Origin of the sequence: Streptococcus oralis (assembly GCF_016127915.1) — a bacterium.
GTDB classification, from domain to species: Bacteria; Bacillota; Bacilli; order Lactobacillales; family Streptococcaceae; genus Streptococcus; species Streptococcus oralis_BO.
In genome coordinates this window covers 1344872-1366482 of record NZ_CP066059.1, presented here as the reverse complement: position 1 = coordinate 1366482, position 21611 = coordinate 1344872, and the positions used below count along the sequence as shown (strand labels likewise).

General features: G+C 43.4%; 17 protein-coding genes. 2 read left to right on the top strand and 15 right to left on the bottom strand.

Annotated elements, in window-relative coordinates:
• Positions 1-47: 47 nt before the first annotated feature.
• Genes I6H78_RS06660 through I6H78_RS06650 form a run of 3 tightly spaced genes read right to left on the bottom strand, consistent with a single transcriptional unit; the run spans position 48 to position 4012 of the window.
• On the bottom strand, positions 48-1808 hold the full coding sequence (locus tag I6H78_RS06660; protein ID WP_198459187.1) for an ABC transporter ATP-binding protein: 1761 nt from the start codon (positions 1806-1808) through the stop codon (positions 48-50).
• Positions 1798-3567, bottom strand: coding sequence for an ABC transporter ATP-binding protein (locus tag I6H78_RS06655; RefSeq protein WP_198459186.1), 1770 nt, complete (start codon positions 3565-3567; stop codon positions 1798-1800). The genes I6H78_RS06660 and I6H78_RS06655 overlap by 11 nt, the downstream gene beginning before the upstream one ends.
• On the bottom strand, positions 3551-4012 hold the full coding sequence (locus tag I6H78_RS06650) for a MarR family winged helix-turn-helix transcriptional regulator (protein WP_198459185.1): 462 nt from the start codon (positions 4010-4012) through the stop codon (positions 3551-3553). Before I6H78_RS06650 ends, I6H78_RS06655 begins: the two co-directional genes overlap by 17 nt.
• Before the next feature lie 193 nt (positions 4013-4205).
• Here I6H78_RS06650 and I6H78_RS06645 point away from each other — a divergent pair, with 193 nt between their 5' ends.
• Positions 4206-4910 (top strand): CD20-like domain-containing protein, encoded by a 705-nt coding sequence (locus I6H78_RS06645; RefSeq protein WP_198459184.1) that lies wholly within the window; start codon positions 4206-4208, stop codon positions 4908-4910.
• A gap of 49 nt (positions 4911-4959) precedes the next feature.
• Here the strand turns inward: I6H78_RS06645 and I6H78_RS06640 are convergent, their stop codons facing one another.
• Positions 4960-5676, bottom strand: a complete 717-nt coding sequence (locus I6H78_RS06640; protein ID WP_049524687.1) for a YebC/PmpR family DNA-binding transcriptional regulator — start codon at positions 5674-5676, stop codon at positions 4960-4962.
• 96 nt (positions 5677-5772) lie between these two features.
• Positions 5773-7143, bottom strand: coding sequence for an MATE family efflux transporter (locus I6H78_RS06635; RefSeq protein WP_198459183.1), 1371 nt, complete (start codon positions 7141-7143; stop codon positions 5773-5775).
• A 109-nt stretch (positions 7144-7252) separates the two neighbouring features.
• Between I6H78_RS06635 and I6H78_RS06630 the strand changes: the two genes are divergently transcribed.
• Positions 7253-7807, top strand: coding sequence for a GNAT family N-acetyltransferase (locus I6H78_RS06630; protein WP_198459182.1), 555 nt, complete (start codon positions 7253-7255; stop codon positions 7805-7807).
• A gap of 131 nt (positions 7808-7938) precedes the next feature.
• Here the strand turns inward: I6H78_RS06630 and I6H78_RS06625 are convergent, their stop codons facing one another.
• The 10 genes from I6H78_RS06625 to rpoB all read right to left on the bottom strand — a co-directional run bounded on the left by I6H78_RS06625 (position 7939) and on the right by rpoB (position 21476).
• On the bottom strand, positions 7939-8133 hold the full coding sequence (locus I6H78_RS06625; RefSeq protein ID WP_198459181.1) for a PspC domain-containing protein: 195 nt from the start codon (positions 8131-8133) through the stop codon (positions 7939-7941).
• 127 nt (positions 8134-8260) lie between these two features.
• Entirely contained in the window at positions 8261-9412 is a 1152-nt protein-coding gene (gene recA / locus I6H78_RS06620; RefSeq protein WP_001085520.1) for a recombinase RecA, read from the bottom strand.
• 54 nt (positions 9413-9466) lie between these two features.
• Positions 9467-10723: a competence/damage-inducible protein A gene (locus I6H78_RS06615; protein WP_198459180.1), complete on the bottom strand. Its 1257-nt coding sequence runs from the start codon at positions 10721-10723 to the stop codon at positions 9467-9469.
• Between the two features lie 72 nt (positions 10724-10795).
• Entirely contained in the window at positions 10796-11836 is a 1041-nt protein-coding gene (gene lytR / locus I6H78_RS06610) for a glycopolymer--peptidoglycan transferase LytR (RefSeq protein ID WP_000592174.1), read from the bottom strand.
• Positions 11837-11840: 4 nt separating this feature from the next.
• The gene (locus tag I6H78_RS06605; RefSeq protein WP_198459179.1) at positions 11841-12362 is read right to left on the bottom strand and encodes a GNAT family N-acetyltransferase; all 522 of its coding nucleotides are present in this window, start codon (positions 12360-12362) and stop codon (positions 11841-11843) included.
• A complete protein-coding gene (tsaE, locus tag I6H78_RS06600) occupies positions 12352-12795 on the bottom strand; it encodes a tRNA (adenosine(37)-N6)-threonylcarbamoyltransferase complex ATPase subunit type 1 TsaE (protein ID WP_198459178.1) in 444 nt (147 codons plus the stop codon). Before tsaE ends, I6H78_RS06605 begins: the two co-directional genes overlap by 11 nt.
• Positions 12796-12878: 83 nt before the next feature.
• Positions 12879-13502: a hypothetical protein gene (locus tag I6H78_RS06595; RefSeq protein ID WP_096408900.1), complete on the bottom strand. Its 624-nt coding sequence runs from the start codon at positions 13500-13502 to the stop codon at positions 12879-12881.
• 134 nt (positions 13503-13636) lie between these two features.
• Entirely contained in the window at positions 13637-14056 is a 420-nt protein-coding gene (gene ndk, locus I6H78_RS06590; RefSeq protein WP_198459177.1) for a nucleoside-diphosphate kinase, read from the bottom strand.
• A 110-nt stretch (positions 14057-14166) separates the two neighbouring features.
• Positions 14167-17832: a DNA-directed RNA polymerase subunit beta' gene (gene rpoC / locus I6H78_RS06585; protein ID WP_198459176.1), complete on the bottom strand. Its 3666-nt coding sequence runs from the start codon at positions 17830-17832 to the stop codon at positions 14167-14169.
• A 32-nt stretch (positions 17833-17864) separates the two neighbouring features.
• Positions 17865-21476: a DNA-directed RNA polymerase subunit beta gene (rpoB, locus tag I6H78_RS06580; protein WP_198459175.1), complete on the bottom strand. Its 3612-nt coding sequence runs from the start codon at positions 21474-21476 to the stop codon at positions 17865-17867.
• Positions 21477-21611: the final 135 nt, after the last annotated feature.

Sequence of the window (21611 nt, the reverse complement as noted above, 5' to 3'; positions counted from 1 at the left end):
CTTCTAGTATAGTGCAGAAAAAGAAGGCCGTCAAGCCTTCTTTTGATTTATTCTTCTGCTTCGTCTTCTGTAAATTGACTATTGTACAAGTCAGCGTAGAAGCCACCTTGCGCCATTAGTTCCTCATGATTGCCTTGTTCGATGATATTGCCATCTTTCATGACAAGAATCAAGTCGGCATTACGGATAGTTGACAAGCGGTGGGCGATGACAAAGGAAGTTCTACCCTCCATCAAACGGTCCATGGCTTTTTGAATCAACTCCTCTGTACGTGTGTCGACTGAGGATGTTGCTTCATCCAAAATCAAGAGCGGTGCATCTTTCAGCAAAGCACGAGCAATGGTCAAGAGCTGTTTCTGTCCAACAGACAAGGTCACGGTGTCATCCAAAACAGTATCGTAGCCATCTGGCAAAGTCATGATAAAGTGGTGGATTCCCACAGCCTTGCTGGCTTCCATCATTCGTTCATCACTGATGTCTGTCTGATTATAGATCAGGTTCTCTCGAATCGTTCCTTCAAAGAGCCAAGTGTCCTGCAAAACCATTGAAAAGGCATCATGTACTTCTGAGCGCTTCATATCCTTGGTATCCACACCATCTATGCGGATACTTCCCTTATCTAGCTCATAGAACTTCATCAAAAGATTGACAATGGTTGTCTTCCCAGCCCCAGTCGGTCCAACAATCGCGACTTTCTGACCTGCATGAGCTGTCGCAGAAAAGTCATGGATGATGGTGCGCTCTGGTGTATAGCCAAAGGACACGTGATCAAAGACTACTTCCCCTTTCATATGGGCCAATTGTCTTTCCTTATGAGATTCATCCTGCATCTCTGCTTCAGCTAGAAATTCTAATACACGAGTCATGGCTGCGCTTGCTTGTTGCAAACTCGTAATACCTTGGGCAATCTGTGACAGAGGTTGTGAGAAGGTCCGTACGTAAACCATAAAGGCGACGATAATCCCGATACTGATATGTCCTTCTAACGCCAGCGCGGCCCCAACGATGATGACTAAGACATAACTAAAGTTCCCAACAAAGAACATGGCTGGCATCATGATACCAGAGATAAACTGAGATTTCCAGATACTATCATGCAAGTCTTGGTTTAAACCTGCGAATCTCGCTTTGGAGGTGTCTACTGCGTTGTAGCTGGTCACAACATTGTGTCCAGAGTACATCTCTTCCACATAACCATTGACGGCTGCCAGATTATTTTGTTGGGCCTCAAAGTATCCTTGTGACTTGGCCATGATTACGGAAACCGCTGCAAAACCAACAAGCGTAGAGACCACTGTTACGAGAGCCAAAATCCAGTTCATCCCAAACATGGTCACCAAGACAGCAATCAACAAGAAACTAGCTGAAAGAACTGTCCCTAAACTTTGGTTGAGAGATTGCGCTGCCGTATCCACATCATTGGTCACGCGCGAAAGGGTATCTCCTTGTGAATGACGGTCAAAATAGCCAAGTGGCAAACGATTAATCTTTTCAGCGATAGCCGTCCGCAAGCGTTTTGAAAAATGTTGGATACTCGTTGAAAAGATATAGGCCTGTGTATAGTTAAGAATGGCGCCAAATACATAGAGAATCACTAAAAAGCTAGCAATGTTTGACACAACTACCAAGTCGATTTCTGTAGCCAAACCATCTGAAATCAAGTTAGTAATTTCTTTAATCTTAGTTGGACCATAAACGGTAATGATACTTGAAATGACTGCAGCCACAACTGCTATTAGGATAGGGAGTTGGAGGCCTGCCATATAAGGTTTGCACTGTTTCCAGACCGACACTTTTTTATTTTCCATGTTCCAATTCCTCCTTCGATAGTTGTGAGTAGGCAATTTCTTGGTAGACTTCGTTGGTAGCTAGAAGTTCCTTGTGGGTGCCTTGTCCCACGACTTTTCCTTGATCCAATACTAAGATCAGGTCTGCATCCATAATGGTAGAAATGCGCTGCGCTACGATGAGCTTGGTCATGGATTTTGTTTTCTCGGCTAGCTCTTGGCGTAGGACACGATCTGTCTTGTAGTCCAAGGCTGAGAAGGAATCATCAAAGATGAGAATCTCTGGTTTACGAGCCAAGGCACGCGCAATGGCCAGACGCTGTCTTTGTCCTCCTGAGAAGTTGGTTCCACCTTGGGCTACTTCTGATGCAAGACCTGCTTCCTTGTCCTCGATAAATGCTTTAGACTGGGCCAATTCAAGGGCTTGCCACATAGCAGCTTCGCTTAGAGGAGTTTCTTTGCTCTTACCAAAGTCCAAGTTCCCCTTGACATCTCCGGAAAAGAGTACAGCTTTTTGTGGAATATAGCCGACCTTATTGCGCAAATCTTCCAAGTCATAATCTTGCACATTGACACCATCCACTAGGATTTGTCCATCTGAAACGTCGTAAAAACGTGGCAAGAGGTTGACAAGCGTAGACTTACCTGATCCAGTCGATCCGATGAAGGCTACGGTTTGACCCGCTTCTGCTTTGAAAGTGACATGTTCCACGACTGCTTCTGAGTTTTTAGAGTAACGGAAAGTCACATCACGGAATTCCACTTGTCCTTGAACTGAAGGATCCGCTGTCTGAGCGTGACTAGGATTTTCAATAGAAGAATGCAGATCCAATACTTGATTGATACGTCCTGCCGAAACCAAGGTACGAGGAAGAACGATAAAAAGTGCTCCCATGAGAAGGAAGCCCATCACGACCTGCATAGCATAGGACATGAAGACCACCATATCACTAAAGAGTGGTAGACGTTCTGTCACACTTGCGTCGTTGATGATATAGGCACCGATCCAGTAAATGGCTAGACTCAAGCCACTAGAAATCGCCATCATAATGGGATTCATAATGGCCATCAAACGATTGACAAAGAGATTGAGACGTGTTACCTCATCGTTGGCTGCTTCAAATTTCTTATCTTGGTAATCCTCGGCATTGTATGCGCGTACAACTCGAATCCCAGTCAAACTTTCACGAGTGATACTATTGAGTTTATCTGTCAATTTTTGGATGACCGATTGTTTTGGAAAGGCCAGAGTCATGAGAACAGTGGTCATCAAGACATTGACAATAACAGCCACAACGACCGCCCAGAGCCAATATTCCGATTTCCCAAGGATTTTCCCAATGGCCCAGATAGCCATAATCGGCCCACGAGTAACCACTTGCAAGCCCATGGTAAAGAGCATCTGTACCTGGGTAATATCATTGGTCGTCCGAGTCAAAAGACTTGGGATTGAAAAGCGCTTGATTTCTGTCTGTGAAAAATCCAAAACCTGATGAAAAACATCTCTACGTAGATGGGTTGTATAAGATGCTGCAACGCGAGCAGCAAAGAAACCAACCATAACAGATGAAAAGAAAGCCAATAAAGACAAACCAATCATCTTCGCAGCTGGTGACCAGAGTTCACCCAACTGCGTTCCAGACGTTCCCAGTAATTCTGTAATTTGCGAAATATAAGTCGGCACCTCTAACTCGAGATAGACCGAGAAACAAGTGAACAGAATCGTAAGGAGAATCATCCCCCACTCTTTTCCTGTAATACGTTTAGCGAGTTTCTTCATTCTCTCCTCCTATCTTCTCAACATTTTCTTGCAATTGTCCGAGTACCTTTTCAAAGATTGCCAAGTCTGACTTTGAAACACCCTCTAGCAGACTCTGATCGATCCGATCAAAAAATTCCTTAACTTTTTGCATCTGCGAACGCGATTTCTCCGTCAGGCGAACAAATTTTGCCCGCTTATCGCTCGGGCTCGCCTCTAACTCGACCAAACCATTTTGTACCATGCGCTTGACTAAATTACTCGCAACAGATTTGGTAATATTGAGTTCCTGTTCGATATCCTTAATCAAGACCAGTTCCTCTTTTTGTTCACAATGATCTAAAAAACGCAGAACCTGCCCTTGCGGTCCACCCATAAATTCAATGCCACATCGCTTGGCTTCTTTCTGTACCATCAGATGAACCTGGTGTCCAAAACGTTTAAACATCAACATCGGCTTGTCCATGATTGCTCCTTTCTCACAATTAAAAATAGTTCTCACAAGAACCATTTGAGTTTCCATGAGAACTATTTTATCATTTTCAGAAAAGATGTCAAGAAAAAAGTTTCCAAGAGAACTATTTTAGTTTAAATTGACATTAGGCAATATTTTTTCTATAATAAGCACTAACTACTGTGGATAGAAATCCATTCACTCGATGAAGGGAGAAAACTTTCAAATGAAACCAGAAGAACAAAGAGTTTTAGGAATCTTGGCAACCATTTTTGGGGCCATCGCACTTTTAGGGTCCTGGATCCCGTTTATTAACTATCTATCGTTTTTCATCGCCATCGTCGCATTTATCTTGGGGATTATCGGCCTTATCGTCAACCTCAAAAAACAAAAAACAATGGCCATTATCGGAACATCTCTTGCAGTTGCTTCTGTTGTACTTTTCTTTACGACTCAGGTACTGTACGCTAATTTCTACAAAGAGTTTGTCAGGGAGTTTAATCGTTCCTATAGAGAGGCAAGTTCCTCAATGGAACGCGGAGAAGAAAGCGACTTGACAGATGATAGCGCCTATTCCATCCCTGAGGAGGAAGAAGACGATACCTTCACCTGGACCCAAGAACAGTTCGACGCCTTAATCGAAGGTGACCTTGACAACAAAGGAAAAGGTGGTACCAACTACAAGGATATTATCAAAAAACACGGACTACCAGACTCCGAGTTTGACTCCACTATTGGGGGATACGATACGAGAAAAATCACCTATATCTCCATTGGCGACAAGATTAAAACTGTTACCTTAACTTTTGCAAAAGATGACAATGGGCAACTCTTGCTCGTCCAAAAACATGCAGTCGGTCTAGGTCTAGAAAAAAGCAAGCAAAAAAACGATTCTGAAACTAGAGTCTAAGTTCAAATATCAAAAAAACGAACAGCTAGTAAAACTGTTCGTTTTTCTATTAGAATCCATCTACGTTTGTGTAGATCTTTTGTACGTCTTCGTCGTCCTCAAGAACACTGTACAGTTTTTCAAAGGTTTCAAGGTCATCTCCCGACAATTCCACTTCTGACTGAGGAATCATTTCCAATTCTGTCACTTGGAATTCTTCGACACCTGACTCACGAAGGGCAACGATAGCCTTGTGAAGGTCTGTTGGAGCTGTGTAAACAGTGATTGTTCCTTCTTCTGCTTCTACATCATCCACATCCACATCCGCTTCAAGCAATTGCTCAAAGACTGCATCTGCATCTTCACCAGCAAATACGATAACACCCTTGTTGTCGAAGAGGTAAGAAACCGAACCTGAAGCACCCATATTTCCGCCGTTTTTACCAAAGGCAGCACGGACATTAGCCGCTGTACGGTTGACGTTTGAAGTCAAAGTATCAACAATCAGCATAGAACCATTTGGTCCAAAACCTTCGTAACGTCCTTCTGTAAAGGTTTCGTCTGTGTTTCCTTTTGCTTTATCAATCGCTTTATCGATAACGTGTTTCGGCACTTGGGCTTGTTTAGCACGGTCGATAACGAATTTCAAAGCAGTGTTTGATTCTGGGTCTGGATCACCTTTTTTAGCTGCTACATAGATTTCTACACCAAATTTTGCATATACTTTAGAGTTAGCTCCATCTTTAGCCGTTTTCTTGGCTACGATATTGGCCCATTTACGTCCCATTAGGAATCTCCTTTTTTCACATTTTAATCTTTCTTATTATAACACAAGTTTTTTCGATTTTCACTAGAGGAAATGGATTTTATTCAGCAAATCCAACTAGGATTGTCCTTTGGCTGCCAAGATTGTCTTGCCTTCTTTTATCAGGGGATGGCGGAAAAGTGAAAAGTACAGTTGGATGGTCATGGCAACCCAGATAAGGGGTTCGCAAAGGATAACTCCCCTATACCCTGTCCAAGGGATAATTAAAACCACAAAAACGATTTTCCCGATTAGTTCTATAAAGCTGGAAACGAGAGGAAGGACTTTTTGCCCCAATCCCTGCAAGCAATTGCGATAAATCAGCAAAAGGCTCAAAATCGGATAAAAGACTGAACTGATTTGCAGATAGAGACTACCGTTTTCTACCAAGTAAGTATCTGTTGAACTGGCCAAGAAGGAAACCAAGGCTGGACTAGCAAAAAAGAGGAAAATACAAACAAAACCAGCCCAGGACATGCTTAGGCGACTCCCAATACCAAGACCTTGAACTATGCGGTCTGGTCGCTTGGCTCCTAGATTTTGAGAGGCAAAGGTCGTCATAGCAGAAGAAATAGCTGTCATAGGAAGGAGAGCAAAGGCCATAATGCGTCTAGCTGCTGTCTGGGCGCTAATAATCACAGCTCCAAAAGTATTGACCGAAGACTGTAAAATCACACTACCAATGGACACAATCGAACTCATCAAACCCATGGCCAAACCTTGCTCCAAGAGATCCGCGTACAGAGACTTGTTCCATTTAAAATGCTTGAGTTGAGGGAGCAGTTCTGGAACACTCTTGCGGATATAGTAAAAACAGAGAACCGCTGACAACCCTTGTGAAATAATAGTAGCAAGCCCCGCAGATTGAACTCCCAGATGCAGTTGCGTAATGAAATAGAGATCCAGAACCACATTGACCAAGGCAGAAAAAATCAGAAATCCAAGAGCCGCTAGACTATCACCAATGGACCGCAACAAACCAGCAAAGAGATTATAGGCAAAGCTGACACCGACACAGGTCACAATCATAGAAATATATTGATAGGATTGGGGAAGGATTTCTGCAGGGGTATCTAAATATTGCAAGAGTGGATACAGACCGACAAAGCCCATCAGCATGACCAGAATGCTCAAAAAAGCACCTAAAATCCAAGTTGCTGCTACTGCTTCTTTGATTTTGGTGAAATTACGAGCCCCATAATAGCGGGCAATGACAATCCCCATGCCATTTCCAACACCAAGCGTAAAACCTATAATCAAGTCAAAAATGGCAGTTGTAGCTCCCACTGCAGCCAAGGAATCTTGACCAAGAAAACGCCCAACAATCAAGACATCAGCAGTGTTATAGAGCTGTTGAAAAATATTGGATAGCAAGATTGGAAAGGCAAAGCTTAACAGCGCAGGAAGAATAGGACCATGTATCAAGTCCACGGATCGTTTCTTATTCATAAAGCTATTATATCAGCTTTCTAAAGGAGCGACAAGGCTCTGTCACTAAGTTTGCAATCAATTGCTTACAGAGAGACAATTTGCTATAATCAAGAAAAGGAGGTCATTTATGAGTTTGACCAGTCAATTAATTACCGATGTGTTTCCTGATCTGGATAAGGTTGAAAAGCTAAACAAGGAAGCATTCCCTGAGGAAGAACGAGTTCCTCTGTCAGAGTTTTTACGCTATCAAGACCGAGAAGACGCCCACTTTTTTGCCTTTTATAACCAAGAAGAGTTTGTCGGCTTTGCTTTTGCCATCTCCAATCCAAAGGCCTTCTATATCAGTTTTTTTGCCATCATGCCCCACTTAAGAAGCCACGGATATGGAAAAGAAATCATCGAAAAGCTGACTGATTTTTACCAGCGAACCATGTTACTGGAAATCGAGCGATTGGATGAAAAATGCGATAACTTGGAGCAAAGAAAGGCCCGCATGGATTTCTATCGCCAAAATGGCTTTAAATCAGCCAACGCTTTTCTAGAATACGATGGTTTGAGTTTTGAAATTCTCTACCGTGGCGACCATTTTGACGAAGAGGCCTATCGCGATATCTTCCAAAAGTTACAGAACGAACATTATTTTGACTTTCATATAGAGTATCGTCGTTTTAGTGACCATTAAACAAGACTTATCCATCTGGTGAAGAATCTCTCTTTTTCGATAGAAGCTACATATAAAAATGCATGTAATCTACGATTACATGCATTTTTTATTTTCAACTAATCAGAATAAACTTTTATTCTCTCTATGGCTTAAGCTTCTGCATTGCCTTCTGGAAGAAGGAAGTAGAGAACAGCATAAGCTAAGATTCCAGAACCACCAAGTAGGGTGAAGATGATCCAAAGTGCACGAACAAGTGTGTGGTCCATGTTAAAGTAGTCACCGATACCAGCACATACACCAGCAATCTTTTTGTCTTGTACATTACGAACAAGGCTTTTTTCCATTATAGTAGTCTCCTTTTTATAGAATGATTTAATTTTTTTGATTAAATACTCTTTTTTACGCTTTTGAAGCTATGGAGACTTAATAATTAAACATAAAAAGCAGAGAAGGACTTCTCCGCTTTTATTTTTAATCTTCAATTTCGATTTCGAGTCCGTCGCCTAGGTCAAGTGTTACTTCTTGGTTAGGTGCTAGATCTTCTGCAACAGAGGTAGGAGTTGTTCTTTCTTCATCTTCAATCAAACCATATTGAACACGGACTTGGTGGTCAATGGCATCAAAGATTTCTGGGTGATCCGCCAAGTATTTCTTAGCATTTTCAGATCCTTGTCCGATTTTTTCACCCTTGTAAGAGTACCATGCTCCCGCTTTTTGGATGATATCGAGATCACTTGCAATCTTCAAGAGCTCACCAGTCTTAGAAATTCCTTCTCCGTACATGATTTCAACAAAGGCTTCCTTAAATGGTGGAGCTACCTTGTTTTTCACGACCTTGATCTTGGTTTCCTTACCGACATTGGTATCTTTTTGATCACCAGTTCCCTTGATTTGTGTGCTTCCACGAACATCCAAACGGACTGAAGCGTAGAATTTCAGAGCACGTCCACCAGGTGTTGTTTCTGGATTTCCAAACATGACCCCAACTTTTTCACGCAATTGGTTGATAAAGATGGCAATTGTTTTGGTTTTATTGATAGAAGCTCCGAGTTTACGCATGGCCTGGCTCATCATACGAGCTTGCAAACCAACGTGGCTGTCTCCAATATCCCCATCAATTTCCGCACGAGGTACAAGGGCCGCAACTGAGTCGATAACGACAAGGTCAACTGCACCTGAGTCAATCAATTTTCCTGCAATTTCAAGACCTTGCTCTCCTGAGTCAGGTTGTGACAAGAGCAGCTCATCAATATTCACACCAAGGGCTGCAGCATAGGCTGGATCAAGAGCATGTTCCGCATCGATAAAGGCTGCAATACCACCTTCTTTCTGTGCTTGCGCTACAGCGTGAAGGGCAACCGTTGTCTTACCAGATGATTCTGGTCCGTAGATTTCGATGATACGTCCTTTAGGATAACCACCTGAACCAAGAGCAATGTCAAGAGCCAATGAGCCTGAGCTCATCACTTGAACTTTTTGCTCCGCGCGCTCACCCAAGCGCATGATTGAGCCTTTACCAAAGTCTTTCTCAATCAATTTAAGAGCATCGTTCAATGCTTTTTCACGGTCAGCTCCAAATTTTTTCCCAATTTCATCTAATTTTTTTGTTGGTTTTTTCGCCATTTTGTTCTCCTATATTCTACTGGTCCTTAGACCTATCTTTTATTATACCAAAATTTAGTCACTTAATAAAGCCTTGCGAACTAGGTTAAAGGCATGCATGACCGCAATCTGTCGAACATCTGCTCGACTCCGTCCTGCGATATTAGCCTTGATCACCTCTGTCCCTTTTGTATGTGCCAGTCCAATAAAAACTGTACCAGCTGGATGCCCCTCTAGGCTATCTGGCCCTGCCACACCCGTCAAACTAACTCCGTAGTCAGACTGAGTCTTGATCCGTGCCTGCTCTGCCATTTTTCGAGCCGTAAACTCAGAAACGACCCCGTGTTCTTTTAGCTCTTGCTCGGAAATATCCAACATCTTAGACTTTTCTTCTAGGCTGTAAGTGACAAAACCACCATTAAAGATAGCTGAAACGCCCGAAAAGTCTGCTAATGTCGCTTGAAAGAGACCTGCCGTCAAGCTTTCTGCCGCAGTAATGCTTTTCTGTCTCTTCTTTAGCTCTTCTACAACGACACTTGCGAGGCTGGTTTCTTCCCCATATCCATAACAGATGTCTCGTAGAGAAATCCCCTCGAAAGTTTGACGATCCAAGATTTGATTTTCTAGGATGTCCAGTGCTTGATCAGCCTTTTCTTGACTAACTGCTTTTGTAGACAAGCGCAAGGTAACTTCTCCCGTCTTGGCATACGGCGCCAAAGTCGGATCGGTTTGATGGTCAATCAAATCCGCTAAAATGGTCACCAACTGACTCTCCCCAATTCCAAAGAAACGGAGCACTCGTGAGTATAACTTGGTACCAGTCATTAACTTGGGTAAGAGTTGATTTAAGACCATGGGTTTCAACTCACTTGGTGGTCCTGGAAGGACCACGTAGGTCACGCCATCCACTTCCGACACCCCTCCGACTGCTAAACCTGTTTCATTTGGCAGTGGAGTTGCCCCTTCTACAATTTGGGCTTGGCGCTCATTATTCGGTGTCCGAGCATAGTCAGGTCTATGAGCAAAGAAAATATCCAATTTCTCTTGTGCTTGAGGGTCAAACACTAGAGCTTTTCCTAAAAATTTTGCCAGAGTTTGTTTGGTCAAATCATCCTCGGTTGGTCCCAAGCCCCCTGTCAAAATCACAAGATTACTACGTTGACTCGCAATTTCAAGCAAGGACAAAAGACGAGCTTCATTATCTCCAACAGCAGTTTGGAAGTAGACATCTACCCCGATTTCGGCTAGTTTCTCTGATAAAAACTGAGCATTGGTATTGACAATCTGCCCTGTTAAAATTTCTGTTCCGACAGCAATAATTTCTGCTTTCATGTTTCCTCCTACTTATCTATTCGAATTTTTTTGAAAAAATCGCAGGAAATTTCCCACGATTTGATTCTTTTCCTATTCTGCTTCTTCGTTTGAAGCGTTAGTACTGGTTGAAGGTGCTGTCCGACCAAAGGCTGTTTCGTACAGTACCGCATTGGTTTCCAATTCTGTCACTGGTTCTTTACCTAGTGAACGACGCAAGAGATTTTGCATTTCGAGCATATGTTCTGAAGTGACAATCTGATAAGAAATTCCCTGTAGCTCAGCATCTTCCCCACGCAATTGATGCGTTTCGATATTCTTGAAAGAATCTTGATAGCCGAGCAATTGTGGAATGCTCTTAGCTGATAAGTCTACATTGGTCTGCATGTTATCACTCAAAGCTTTGAGGATACCTTGATAATGACTCACACTGTTTAGGCTCAAAACCTTCTCAACGATCTTTTGAATAACTTCACGTTGACGTTTTTGACGACCATAGTCTCCTTCTGGGTCTTGGTAACGCATCCGTGAATACACCAGTGCTTCCTCACCATTCAAGGTTTGTTCTCCAACACCGATAGAAATCTTATTAAACTCCTCTTGGTCAGCAATCGAAATTGGGAAACCGAGTGTATTGTTGACGGTAATTCCACCAACCGCATCCACCAATTGTTGAAGCCCCTGCATGTTAACCATCACATAGCGGTCAATGTGGATATTCATCATCTTTTGAATAGTAGAAATTGCAAGTTCCGCACCACCATTAGCATAGGCGGCATTGAGTTTAGCTTCCTGAACTTGACCGTTTCCAGTCTCAATCTTGGTCAAAATATCCCGTTCCAAACTCATCATTGTGGTTTTCTTTGTTTTGGGATTAACCGTCAAGAGAATCATGGAATCACTATTTCCCGCCCACGGGTCTGTACGTTCCACATTTCCCGTATCTACCCCCATCAAGAGGATGGTCAGAGGCTCCGTCGCTTCGATAACGTTGGTTTCTTCCCCGATTTTTTTGTAAGTCTTTTTACTTAGGGTTTCTGTTCCCTGTTGGTAGATGGTATAGCCATAAACCGCTACACCTAAAACTGTTACTGCTAGGAAACCTAGCACCATTCCAATTAATTTTTTAATCATCTCGTTATTCATTTATCAGCTTGCCCATAAGACAAACATCTAAAAATATCCCTTCTGCTAAATAGGCTCCTCTTTCTTGTAAGCCTTCTGTGATAAATCCCATTTTTGAGTAGAGGTGGATAGCGGCCTCGTTTCGTTTTTGTACACTAAGTTGCAAGCGGCGCAAGACACCACTGGCTTTAGCCCACTCGATGCCTTCTTCTAGAAGTATAGTTGCCAAGCCTTGGTTCCAAAATTTCTTGCGAACTGCTAGAAAAACATCACCGATATGTCGAACTCTTAAATGTTGGTCTGCTGTGATATTTAAAACTCCTGCAATCTCATCATTCAGTAAGGCGAGGAGAGTAATTTGATTCTCTGATGCAGCTTGTTTTTCGATAAAAAGAGCCATTTCAGAAGCTGTCATCATGATGCCATTTTCATCTAGGCTAGTAAAGTCTGTCTCTTGACCGACACAATCTAAAAATGCAATCAAGGCTGTAGCATCTGAAGTCTCTGCCTCACGAATACACAACTCATACTCCATCTTGAAGCTCCTTGATGACTTGTTCAGCCCGAGAGCCATGAGCCGTAAAATGAAGACAACGACCATCAGCTTCTTTCAAAATTTCCAACTCCAAGTAAGAATCTGGTAAATCTTCACCCAAAAGATGCCCCCACTCAATAACAGTCACACCACCACCAAAGAGAAACTCATCCAAGTCAATAGAATCAGCATCACCTTCGATACGGTAGACATCCAAGTGGTAAAGTGGCAAACGCCCTTCGTACTCTCTGACAATGGTATAGGTTGGACTTTTAATCATCTGACAGATATCCAAGCCCTTGGCAAGGCCTTTTGTAAAGGTTGTTTTACCCGCACCCAACTCTCCAGTCAAGATTAGAACATCGTCTTTTTGAAGCAAATGACCTAATCTTTCTCCGAGAGCTAGAAGCTCTTCTTCATTTTTTGTGTGCATGCTACTATTATACCAAAAAGTTTTCTTTTGTGTGAATTTTCTTTATGAACTTACTATAACAATTTTGAAAAATTCTCCTCCACTTAAAAGAATACAACTATTGAAAAAACAAACAGAATATCCCGAATCAGGTGTCCGTAAAAGGAGATTTCCCTTTGAATACATTTTGGAAAAAGGAAACGTGCGCATAGAAAACCGACACTGATGTAAAGGAGAATCGAGGAAATCACTAAGGGATTCCTCAAGAAAACCATCGTAGCTAGAACGGAAATGACGACTGTTTTCTTTTTATTTAGGTGATTTTCTATATCGCGAAAAATTTTATCAAAAGGTAAGAAAATCAATAGATCTACTCCTAGCAAGAAAAAGAAGGAGGGTAAAAAGAGGTCAACCAGTTCCTGCTGCAATTTGCTAGTGGTTTGGATGCTTTCTGAGAGAACCAGACAGGTTGCAAGAAGATTGACTACTAAAAGGAGGCAATAAACAAGACTCACTTTCTTTTGAACATGTAAAATACTATGTCTAGACTGGTCTGCTGTATGGAAATAATTTATCCCAGCACAAAGAACAGAAAATCCTACTATCAAAATCAAAAAGTAAGCATTGGTCTGTTTTAAAGATAAAAAGGATTCTTTCCATAATAGACAACTACTAAAACTAATCTGGATGACTGCAATCAATAACAATAGGCGAATTGATTTTACCATTTCTTTTCCCTCCCTATATGGGATTATACCTTGTGAGGAGTTTGAAATGATCGTTACCGCCTCAAGTGTTCTTTTTTTGTGCTCAACTGACCAAAAAACAGCTCTGTTGTGCACAGAACTGTTCTTTTACCAGTCTAATCCTTAAACCAGAGAGCAATTTCACGTTTTGCAGAAGCTTCCGAATCAGAGCCGTGAACTACATTTTGAATGGCTTGATTGTCTCCTGCAGCCTTGGCAAAATCTCCTCGGATAGTTCCTGACAGAGCTTCTTCTGGACGAGTAGCCCCCATCATGGTCCGCCAAGTTTCAATCACTTTCGGACCTGATAGAATGCCCACCACTACTGGTCCTGAGGTCATAAACTGACGGATAGGAGGATAAAAACTTTTTTCAACCAAGTCTTGATAGTGCTGGTCAATCAAAACTTCTGAAACCGCTGAACGTAACTCTAATTTTTCGAGTTTGAAACCTCGTTGCTCCATTCTTTGCAGAATTTCGCCCACCAGCCCTCTTTTCACACCATCTGGCTTAATGATAAAGAATGTTTGTTCCATATGGACACCTCCTTGGCATTTTAGTTCTTCTATTCTACCACACTTTATGAAAAAGTGGGAAAATTTTCTGAAATAAAACAAAGAGAACCCAAAGGTTCTCTTGTTTGCTTTTATTCTACTGTTTCTTCAACTTGGATTTCCACAACTTCCTCTACAGGAGCAAGTTCTGCCTCTTCTTGTTCTGGAGCCAGATATTCTGCTTCATTGATAGCTTGTGGTTCAAGGTTACGGTAGCGAGTCATACCAGTACCAGCTGGGATGATCTTACCGATGATAACATTTTCCTTGAGTCCAAGGAGATGATCTTTCTTACCACGGATGGCTGCATCTGTAAGGACACGAGTTGTTTCCTGGAAGGAAGCCGCTGACAAGAAACTGTTGGTTTCAAGTGAGGCTTTGGTAATTCCCATAAGAACTGGGCGACCTGTCGCTGGAACTCCACCTGCGATAAGAACATCCTTGTTGGCATCTGTAAAGTCGTTGATATCCATGAGGGTACCCATGAGAAGATCTGTGTCACCTGGATCCATGACACGAACTTTACGAATCATTTGACGAACCATTACCTCGATGTGCTTGTCGCCGATTTCTACCCCTTGGCTACGGTAAACTTTTTGTACTTCACCGAGAAGGTAGGTTTCAACTGACAAGACATCACGAACAGCAAGGAGACGTTTTGGTTGGATAGAACCTTCTGTCAATGCTGCACCGCGAGAAACTTGATCTCCAACTTCGACACGCATACGTGCTGTAAATGGAACCACGTATTCACCTTCGCCAGTTTCACCTTTAACAAAGACTTTCTTGGTACGAGTTGACGCGTCTTCTTCGATAGCTGTAACTTGCCCTTTGACCTCTGTGATGACCGCTTCCCCTTTAGGATTGCGGGCTTCAAAGATTTCTTGGACACGAGGAAGACCCTGAGTGATATCGGTATTTGAGGCAACCCCACCCGTGTGGAAGGTACGCATTGTAAGCTGTGTACCAGGTTCCCCGATAGATTGGGCAGCGATTGTACCAACTGCTTCACCAACTTCAACCGCATCACCAGTCGCCAAGTTGATACCGTAACAGTGACGGCAGACACCATGACGAGTGTTACATGTAAATACGGAACGGATAGTCACTTCTTCCACGCCAGCATTGACAATTTCACGCGCCTTGTCTTCTGTAATCAACTCATTTGAACCGATGATAACTGCACCAGTTTCTGGGTGTTTAACAGTTTTCTTAGTGTAACGACCATTGAGACGCTCTTCGAGAGACTCGATCATCTCTTTTCCTTCTGCGATAGAGCGGATCAAGAGACCACGGTCAGTTCCACAGTCGTCCTCACGGATGATAACGTCTTGGGCCACGTCTACCAAACGACGAGTCAAGTAACCTGAGTCGGCTGTCTTAAGGGCCGTATCGGTCATACCTTTACGAGCACCGTGAGTTGAGAAGAACATTTCGAGTACTGACAAACCTTCGCGGAAGTTTGAAAGGATTGGCAATTCCATGATACGTCCATTCGGAGCGGCCATCAGACCACGCATACCGGCAAGCTGTGAGAAGTTTGAGATGTTACCACGGGCTCCAGAGTCCATCATCATAACGATTGGGTTCTTAGGATCTTGGTTGGCAACCAAACGTTTCTCTAATTTTTCACGGGCTGCACGCCATTCAGCTGTAACAGCGTTGTAGCGCTCGTCGTCTGTGATCATACCACGACGGAATTGTTTGGTGATTTGTTCTACACGTTTGTGTGATTCTTCGATGATTTCAGCCTTGTCTTCAACAACTGGGATATCGGCAATACCCACTGTCAAACCTGCAAGAGTTGAGTGGTGGTAACCGAGGTTCTTCATGCGGTCAAGTAGGGCAGAAGTTTCTGTCGTACGGAAACGTTTGAAGATTTCAGCGATGATATTCCCAAGATTTTTCTTCTTGAATGGAGGGTTGAGTTCAAGATTGCTGATTGCTTCCTTGATATCTCCACCTAGTGGCAAGAAGTATTTAGCTGGAACACCTTCTGTTAAGTTGGCATTTGTTGGTTCTTGCAAGTAAGGCAGACCCTCTGGCATGATGTCGTTGAAGAGGATTTTACCAACTGTTGTCAGCAAGACCTTGTGTTTTTGCTCTTCAGTCCAAGGTTTGTTGAGGCTATCTGTCGCGATACCAACACGTGAGTGGAGGTGAACATAACCATTACGGTAAGCCATAACCGCTTCGTCACGGTCTTTGAAGACCATTCCTTCACCTTCACGACCAGCTTCTTCCATGGTCAAGTAGTAGTTACCCAAAACCATGTCCTGAGAAGGAGTAACAACTGGTTTACCATCTTTCGGGTTCAAGATATGCTCAGCAGCAAGCATTAGAATACGAGCTTCCGCTTGAGCTTCTTCTGAAAGCGGTACGTGGATGGCCATTTGGTCCCCGTCAAAGTCGGCATTGTAGGCTTCACAGACAAGTGGGTGCAAGCGAAGGGCCTTACCATCAATCAAGACTGGCTCGAAGGCTTGGATACCCAAACGGTGAAGGGTCGGTGCGCGGTTCAAAAGTACTGGGTGTTCTTTGATTACTTCTTCAAGAATATCCCAGATACGTTCGTCTCCACGTTCCACCAAGCGTTTAGCCGCTTTGACGTTCTGCACGATATCGCGGGCAACGATTTCACGCATGACGAATGGTTTAAAGAGCTCAATCGCCATTTCACGCGGCACACCACATTGGTACATCTTAAGAGTTGGACCAACGGCGATAACGGAACGTCCTGAGAAGTCAACACGTTTACCGAGCAAGTTTTGACGGAAGCGTCCTTGTTTCCCTTTAAGCATGTGGCTCAATGATTTGAGTGGACGGCTACCTGGTCCTGTAATTGGGCGACCACGACGACCATTGTCAATCAAAGCGTCAACCGCTTCTTGAAGCATACGCTTCTCATTTTGAACGATGATACCTGGTGCATTCAACTCAAGCAAACGAGCCAAACGGTTGTTACGGTTGATAACACGACGGTAAAGATCATTCAAGTCAGATGAGGCAAAACGGCCACCATCCAACTGCAACATTGGACGAAGATCTGGTGGAATAACCGGAAGGATGTTGAGAATCATCCATTCAGGTTTGTTTCCAGATTTGTAAAAGGCATCCAAAACATCCAAACGACGGATGGCTTTGACACGTTTTTGTCCAGTAGCTGTTTTCAACTCTTCTTTGAGTTCCGCAATTTCTTTTTCAAGATCTACTTGTTTCAAGAGGTCTTGGATGGCTTCGGCACCCATCTTGGCAACGAATGATCCATAACCGTACTCACGCAAGCGCTCACGGTATTCGCGCTCTGTCATGATAGACTTGTGCTCAAGTGGTGTATCCTTCGGATCAATCACCACATAAGCCGCAAAGTAGATAACTTCCTCGAGGGCACGAGGACTCATATCAAGGGTCAAGCCCATACGGCTTGGAATCCCCTTGAAATACCAGATGTGAGATACAGGAGCCTTCAACTCGATGTGCCCCATACGCTCACGACGAACTTTCGTACGCGTTACTTCAACCCCACAGCGGTCACAAACAATCCCTCTGTAACGAATGCGTTTGTACTTACCACAAGCACATTCCCAGTCCTTTGTAGGGCCAAAGATAACTTCGTCAAAGAGTCCTTCACGTTCTGGTTTCAACGTACGGTAATTGATTGTTTCAGGTTTTTTGACTTCTCCATAAGACCATGAACGGACTTTGCTTGGAGAAGCTAGGGTGATTTGCATACTTTTAAAACGATTTACATCAACCACTATTTCTTCCCTTTCTATTCTAAGTGAACTGCTTATTCTTGTTCAGCAGCTTCTTCTGTTGCTTCCGCTTTTGTTGCTTTCTCAGCTTCTTCAGCTTCAAAGGCTGCTTTAGCCTCTTGGGCTGCTTTTTCGCGGGCTTTTTCAAGGTCATCTACGTGGATGACATCTTCGTCCATTCCTTCATCCAAGTCGCGAAGTTCCACTTCTTGGTCATCTTCGTCAAGAACACGCATGTCAAGACCAAGAGATTGCAATTCTTTGACAAGAACTCGGAAGGATTCTGGAACACCTGGTTTTGGAATTGGTTTTCCTTTTGTAATAGCTTCATAAGCTTTCAAACGTCCGTTGATATCGTCAGACTTGTAAGTCAAGATTTCTTGGAGGACATTTGACGCACCGTAGGCTTCAAGAGCCCAAACCTCCATCTCACCGAAACGTTGTCCACCAAACTGAGCTTTACCTCCGAGTGGTTGTTGGGTAACGGTTGAGTATGGTCCGACTGAACGTGCGTGCAATTTATCATCAACCATGTGGTGAAGTTTGATCATGTACATGACACCAACTGATACACGGTTGTCAAACGGTTCACCTGTACGTCCATCGTAAAGGATTGTCTTAGCATCGCTATCCATACCTGCTTCTTTAACAGTGTCCCAAAGGTCTTCCGAACTTGCTCCGTCAAAGACTGGTGTTGCGATGTGGATACCAAGAGTACGGGCTGCCATACCAAGGTGGAGTTCCATAACCTGACCGATATTCATACGTGATGGTACCCCAAGTGGGTTCAACATGATATCGACTGGAGTTCCATCTGGAAGGTAAGGCATGTCTTCTACAGGAACGATACGAGAGACAACCCCTTTGTTTCCGTGACGTCCGGCCATCTTATCTCCGACCTTGATCTTACGTTTTTGAGCGATGTAGACGCGAACCAGCATGTTAACACCTGATTGCAACTCATCTCCATTTGCACGTGTAAAGATCTTAACATCACGAACGACACCATCGGCACCGTGAGGTACTCGAAGAGAAGTATCACGGACTTCACGAGACTTGTCTCCGAAGATAGCGTGCAAGAGACGTTCTTCAGCTGAAAGGTCTTTCTCACCCTTAGGTGTGACTTTACCTACAAGGATATCGCCTTCTTTAACCTCTGCACCGATACGGATAATACCCATTTCGTCAAGGTCCTTAAGGGCATCTTCACCAACGTTTGGAATTTCACGAGTAATTTCTTCAGGCCCAAGCTTTGTATCGCGGGTTTCTGATTCGTATTCCTCGAGGTGGACAGATGTATAGACATCGTCTTTGACCAAGCGTTCGCTCATGATAACGGCATCCTCGAAGTTGTAACCTTCCCAAGTCATGTAGGCAACGATTGGGTTTTGTCCAAGCGCCATTTCCCCTTTTTCCATAGAAGGTCCGTCAGCGATAAAGTCGCCTTTTTCGACGACATCGCCAACTTTAACAAGCGTGCGTTGGTTGTAAGCAGTACCTGAGTTTGAACGACGGAATTTTTGGATGTGGTAAACGTCCAATGAACCATCTTCACGGCGTACTTCTACCTTGTCAGCATCTGCGTAGGTAACTTTACCAGCATGCTGAGCAATCACAGCAGCTCCTGAATCGTGGGCTGCTTGGTATTCCATACCAGTACCAACGTAAGGTGCTTTTGGATCAATCAATGGCACAGCCTGACGTTGCATGTTGGCACCCATGAGGGCACGGTTGGAGTCATCGTTTTCCAAGAAAGGAATACATGCAGTCGCAACGGCAACTACCTGTTTTGGTGAAACGTCCATGTAGTCAACTACTTCTGCTGGGTACTCTTGGTTGACCCCTTGGTGACGTCCCATGACAACCTTCTCAGCAAAAGTACCATCTTCATTCAGACGAGAGTTAGCCTGTGCTACAGTAAATTCATCTTCTTCATCGGCTGTCAACCAAACGATTTCGTTTGTGACTACACCAGTTTCACGGTCAACCTTACGATATGGTGTTTGAACAAATCCATACTTGTTCAAGTGACCGTATGATGACAAGTTATTGATCAAACCGATGTTAGGTCCTTCAGGTGTCTCGATTGGACACATACGACCGTAGTGAGTGTAATGCACGTCACGTACTTCATATCCAGCACGGTCACGAGTCAAACCACCAGGTCCTAAGGCTGACAAACGACGTTTGTGAGACAACTCAGAAAGCGGGTTGTGTTGGTCCATGAACTGTGACAACTGTGATGAACCAAAGAATTCTTTAACTGCAGCTGTTACAGGACGGATGTTGATGATTTGTTGTGGTGTTAAAACTTCATTGTCCTGAACAGACATACGTTCACGGACATTACGTTCCATACGAGAAAGTCCAAGACGTACTTGGTTTGCAAGCAATTCACCAACTGCACGGATACGACGGTTCCCAAGGTGGTCGATATCATCCACACGTCCGATACCTTCCGCCAAGTTGAGGAAGTAGCTCATCTCTGCAAGGATATCCGCAGGAGTTACAACATGAACCTTGTCATCAGGATTGGCATTTCCGATGATAGTTACAACACGGTCTGGGTCCGTTGGGGCAACAACCTTGAATTTTTGAAGGACAACCGGTTCTGTCAGAACAGCTGCATCGTTTGGAATATAAACAATCTTGTTCAAGTCGCCATCCAAGTGGTTCTCGATGCTTTCAATCACGCTACGAGTCATAACGGTACCAGCTTCTACCAAGATTTCACCCGTTTCAGGATCTACCAATGGCTCTGCAATGGTTTGGTTGAGCAAGCGTGTTTTAACGTTGAGTTTTTTATTGATCTTGTAACGACCAACTGCTGCCAAATCGTAGCGGCGTGGGTCAAAGAAACGAGCCACAAGCAAGCTACGTGAGCTTTCAGCCGTCTTAGGCTCACCTGGACGAAGGCGTTCGTAGATTTCTTTCAAGGCCTCGTCTGTACGAGAGTCCATTGGATTCTTGTGGATATCTTTTTCAACAGTATTGCGAACCAATTCGCTATCACCAAAGATATCAAAGATTTCATCATCACCTGAGAAACCAAGCGCACGAACCAAGGTCGTAAATGGAATCTTACGAGTACGGTCGATACGAGTATAAGCGATGTCTTTTGAGTCGCTTTCAAGTTCCAACCAAGCTCCACGGTTAGGGATAACAGTAGAACCGTAACCCACTTTACCGTTCTTGTCTACTTTGTCATTAAAGTAAACACCTGGTGAGCGAACCAACTGAGAAACGATAATACGTTCACCACCATTGATGATGAAAGTACCCATCTCAGTCATGATTGGGAAATCACCAAAGAAGACTTCTTGAGTCTTGATTTCGCCTGTTTCTTTATTAATCAAGCGGAAGGTTACAAAAATTGGTGCTGAGTAGCTAGCATCGTGGATACGAGCTTCTTCGAGCGTGTATTTTGGTTCCTTGATTTCATAGCCAACAAATTCCAACTCCATTGTGTCTGTGAAGTTTGAAATTGGCAATACATCTTCAAATACTTCCTTAAGTCCGTGGTCTAGGAAATCTTTGAATGAATCCGTTTGAATTTCAATCAAATTTGGTAAGTCAAGAACTTCTTTGATTCTTGAAAAACTACGACGGGTACGATGTTTCCCGTATTGAACGTCATGTCCTGCCAAGATGATTCTCCTTTGTAAATAAATTCCAAGCCTTGTCAATCAGGCTTTTCTAATCGTCATATGGTTTTAGAAACCCCTATCACCGTGTCCCTTTGATAAATTTTCAGAATCTTTAAATCTTTGTTACAAACACTC

Excerpts from the sequence above, each read along its gene's own strand:
- I6H78_RS06660 (WP_198459187.1), bottom strand. The coding sequence starts at position 1,808 with ATGGAAAATAAAAAAGTGTCGGTCTGGAAACAGTGCAAACCTTATATG.
- I6H78_RS06655 (WP_198459186.1), bottom strand. The coding sequence starts at position 3,567 with ATGAAGAAACTCGCTAAACGTATTACAGGAAAAGAGTGGGGGATGATT.
- I6H78_RS06650 (WP_198459185.1), bottom strand. The coding sequence starts at position 4,012 with ATGGACAAGCCGATGTTGATGTTTAAACGTTTTGGACACCAGGTTCAT.
- I6H78_RS06645 (WP_198459184.1), top strand. The coding sequence starts at position 4,206 with ATGAAGGGAGAAAACTTTCAAATGAAACCAGAAGAACAAAGAGTTTTA.
- I6H78_RS06640 (WP_049524687.1), bottom strand. The coding sequence starts at position 5,676 with ATGGGACGTAAATGGGCCAATATCGTAGCCAAGAAAACGGCTAAAGAT.
- I6H78_RS06635 (WP_198459183.1), bottom strand. The coding sequence starts at position 7,143 with ATGAATAAGAAACGATCCGTGGACTTGATACATGGTCCTATTCTTCCT.
- I6H78_RS06630 (WP_198459182.1), top strand. The coding sequence starts at position 7,253 with ATGAGTTTGACCAGTCAATTAATTACCGATGTGTTTCCTGATCTGGAT.
- I6H78_RS06625 (WP_198459181.1), bottom strand. The coding sequence starts at position 8,133 with ATGGAAAAAAGCCTTGTTCGTAATGTACAAGACAAAAAGATTGCTGGT.
- recA (WP_001085520.1), bottom strand. The coding sequence starts at position 9,412 with ATGGCGAAAAAACCAACAAAAAAATTAGATGAAATTGGGAAAAAATTT.
- I6H78_RS06615 (WP_198459180.1), bottom strand. The coding sequence starts at position 10,723 with ATGAAAGCAGAAATTATTGCTGTCGGAACAGAAATTTTAACAGGGCAG.
- lytR (WP_000592174.1), bottom strand. The coding sequence starts at position 11,836 with ATGATTAAAAAATTAATTGGAATGGTGCTAGGTTTCCTAGCAGTAACA.
- I6H78_RS06605 (WP_198459179.1), bottom strand. The coding sequence starts at position 12,362 with ATGGAGTATGAGTTGTGTATTCGTGAGGCAGAGACTTCAGATGCTACA.
- tsaE (WP_198459178.1), bottom strand. The coding sequence starts at position 12,795 with ATGCACACAAAAAATGAAGAAGAGCTTCTAGCTCTCGGAGAAAGATTA.
- I6H78_RS06595 (WP_096408900.1), bottom strand. The coding sequence starts at position 13,502 with ATGGTAAAATCAATTCGCCTATTGTTATTGATTGCAGTCATCCAGATT.
- ndk (WP_198459177.1), bottom strand. The coding sequence starts at position 14,056 with ATGGAACAAACATTCTTTATCATTAAGCCAGATGGTGTGAAAAGAGGG.